Here is a 2,467-nt window from a genome sequence, read left to right as displayed (position 1 = left end):
GCTTTTTCGGCGCTGAGTGCGCGGGGGCGGCGGGGGGCTTTTCTGCTGTGCAATCCGCAGAATCCGACTGGCGCGGTGCATACGCGGGAGGAGTTGGAGCGGGTCGCGGGGTTGGCGGCGGAGTTCGGGGTGCGGGTCGTTGCCGATGAGATTCATGCGCCGCTGGTTGCGGTGGGGGAGAAGTTCACCCCGTACCTGAGTGTGGCGGGCGCCGAGGATGGGTTGTCGCTCATGTCGGCGTCGAAGGGGTGGAATCTGGCGGGGCTGAAGGCGGCCATGGCGATCGCGGGGCCGGCGTCGGCGGCGGATCTGGCGCGGATGCCGGAGGAGGTTGGGCACGGGCCGAGCCATCTGGGGGTCATCGCGCACGTTGCGGCGTTGCGTGAGGGTGGGGAGTGGCTGGACGCGCTCCTGGCAGGCCTCGATGAGAACCGGACGTTGCTGGGGCGGTTGTTAGCCGAGTACTTGCCGGGCGTCGAGTGGCGGCCGGGTGCGGGGACGTATTTGCAGTGGCTCGATTGTCGGGGCCTGGGGTTGGGTGACGATCCGGCGCGGGTCTTCCTTGAGCGTGGGCGGGTGGCGGTGAACTCGGGGATTCCGTTCGGGACGGGTGGTGCGGGGCATGTGCGGATCAACATTGCGACGTCGCCGGCGATCTTGACGGAGGCGGTGGAGAGGATGGCGGTCGCGGTGGGTTGAGGGGAGAGATGGAGAGATAAGTGCGGGGAGGGGTAGGGCATTTGGAACAGCACGAACGGCGGCGTTTGGGGCGGTGAGGTCGCTGGTGTCCGGGGCGTGATCGAAAAGTGGGGCGTGATCGAAGAGGGCTGCGGTTTGGAGCTGAGTCGCTGTTGATGTCGCGCGCTGAGCTGGCGGAAGAGTTCTCAGCTGACTGTGCTGTTGCCGACGCGGAGGGGCCGTAGAGCTATGGAAATTGGAATGCGGGAAGCGGTCATTGTTGTGCTGCGTGCTTGAAGATCTCGTAAGCGTTGGCATCGAAGAGTACGAAGCGGACTTCTTCGACGTCGGTGACTGTGGCGTGGACCGTTGCGATCGCGATTCGTGCGGCGTCGGCCAGGGGCCAGCCGAAGATGCCTGTGGAGATGGCGGGGAAGGCGACGGTTTTTGCGCTGAGGGTGTCGGCGACGTGCAGGGAGTTCGTGTGGCAGGCGGCTAGGAGGGCGGAGCGGTCTTCGTGCTGGGAGTAGACCGGGCCGACGGTGTGGATGACCCAGTGTGCGGGGAGGCGGCCAGCGGTGGCGGCTACGGCTTCGCCGGTGGGGAGGCCGCGGCCGTAGTGCGACGCGCGTAGTGCGCGGCAGGCGTCGAGGATCTGCGGGCCGCCTGCGCGGTGGATGGCGCCGTCTACTCCGCCGCCGCCGAGGAGGGAGGAGTTGGCCGCGTTCACGATCGCGTCCACGGCCTGCTGGGTGATGTCGCCGCGGAGCAGGGTGATGCGGGGAATGGACATGGCGCGATGCTGCCAAGGGGAACCTGGGGCCGCAACCGGATAGCCAGAGCACAGAAACCAGAGCACAGAGCACAGAGCACAGAGCACAGAGCACAGAGCACAGAGCACAGAGCACAGAGCACAGAGCACAGAGCACAGAGCACAGAGCCCAAGAATCCGGAACCCCAGAAGCGAAACCCAAGACTCGGAACCCAAGAAGCGGAATGCAGGAACTGGAGCACAGGAACCGGAGCGCAGGAAACCGAGCGGAGAGCGCAGGAGTGGATAGAACCGGCAGGGGAAGCCTGAAGTTGATGAGTGATGGCCGGATGCTTCGTCGTCCGGCTCGGGCGAAAGCTTGGTGGCTGGCGGAGTGGCCAGCCAACCGACTACAGGCTCAAAGAAGAAGACACCCACATGCTCGCCGGGTGCTCGTTGCGGGCTACCCACAGGAAGGGCTGCTGGTCCCGCTTCTCCGGATCGGCGCCCTCTTCCCAGGGGAAGCGGCCTTCGCGGTCCGGCCAGACTGCCTGGAGCATTGGCCAGGGTGGGGTCTGGAAGAAGTCCAGGCCGGCGCCGAACATGGCCGGGTACCAGCTCGGGTGGACTGGGCGGGTGGCGACTTCGTAGCCGTCGATTACGTCCAGGCGGCGCTTTTCTGCGCCGAGGGCGCGGCCTTCGAGGACTTGTTGGGCGATCTTGGAGACTAGGGCCATCGCGTTCTCGACCGGCAGTCCTGTTATGCAGATGTCGTAGCCGCCGTGGGTGTGCCACATGCCGATGGAGTAGGCCCAGTCGGGGGTGTCATAGCCGGTCACGCCCATGGTGTGCCAGCCGTACTCGCGGACGTTCCGCGCGATCTCGCGGTCGCGTAGGTCCCACTGCGCCTCGTCGGCGATGGCGGGCTGGCACAGCAGGCAGCGGCACGGGGTCGGTTCTATGTCCACGTGCTGAAGGTTACCGGGTGTCAGGCTCCTTGCGGGGTGGGGTCGGAGCAGGGGCCTGTCTCTTATACAC

The 2,467-nt window shown here is 66.2% G+C and carries 3 protein-coding genes; 1 reads left to right on the top strand and 2 read right to left on the bottom strand.

What is annotated here, in order from left to right:
• On the top strand, positions 1-699 hold a 699-nt coding region (locus GWK61_RS53935), incomplete at its 5' end, for an aminotransferase class I/II-fold pyridoxal phosphate-dependent enzyme (RefSeq protein WP_194922188.1).
• 253 nt (positions 700-952) lie between these two features.
• Here the strand turns inward: GWK61_RS53935 and GWK61_RS53930 are convergent.
• A complete protein-coding gene (locus GWK61_RS53930; RefSeq protein WP_228564527.1) occupies positions 953-1,471 on the bottom strand; it encodes an O-acetyl-ADP-ribose deacetylase in 519 nt (172 codons plus the stop codon).
• A gap of 368 nt (positions 1,472-1,839) precedes the next feature.
• Positions 1,840-2,397, bottom strand: a complete 558-nt coding sequence (locus GWK61_RS53925) for a DUF4262 domain-containing protein (RefSeq protein ID WP_194922187.1) — start codon at positions 2,395-2,397, stop codon at positions 1,840-1,842.
• Between the last annotated feature and the right edge of the window lie 70 nt (positions 2,398-2,467).

Source organism: Catenulispora rubra (assembly GCF_015356825.1).
Taxonomy (GTDB): Bacteria; Actinomycetota; Actinomycetes; order Streptomycetales; family Catenulisporaceae; genus Catenulispora; species Catenulispora rubra.
The sequence above is the reverse complement of the archived record's forward strand: the minus strand, read 5'-3'. Positions and strand labels throughout refer to the sequence as shown.

Coding starts and splice junctions, on each gene's coding strand:
- GWK61_RS53930 (WP_228564527.1), bottom strand. CDS start 1,471: ATGTCCATTCCCCGCATCACCCTGCTCCGCGGCGACATCACCCAGCAG.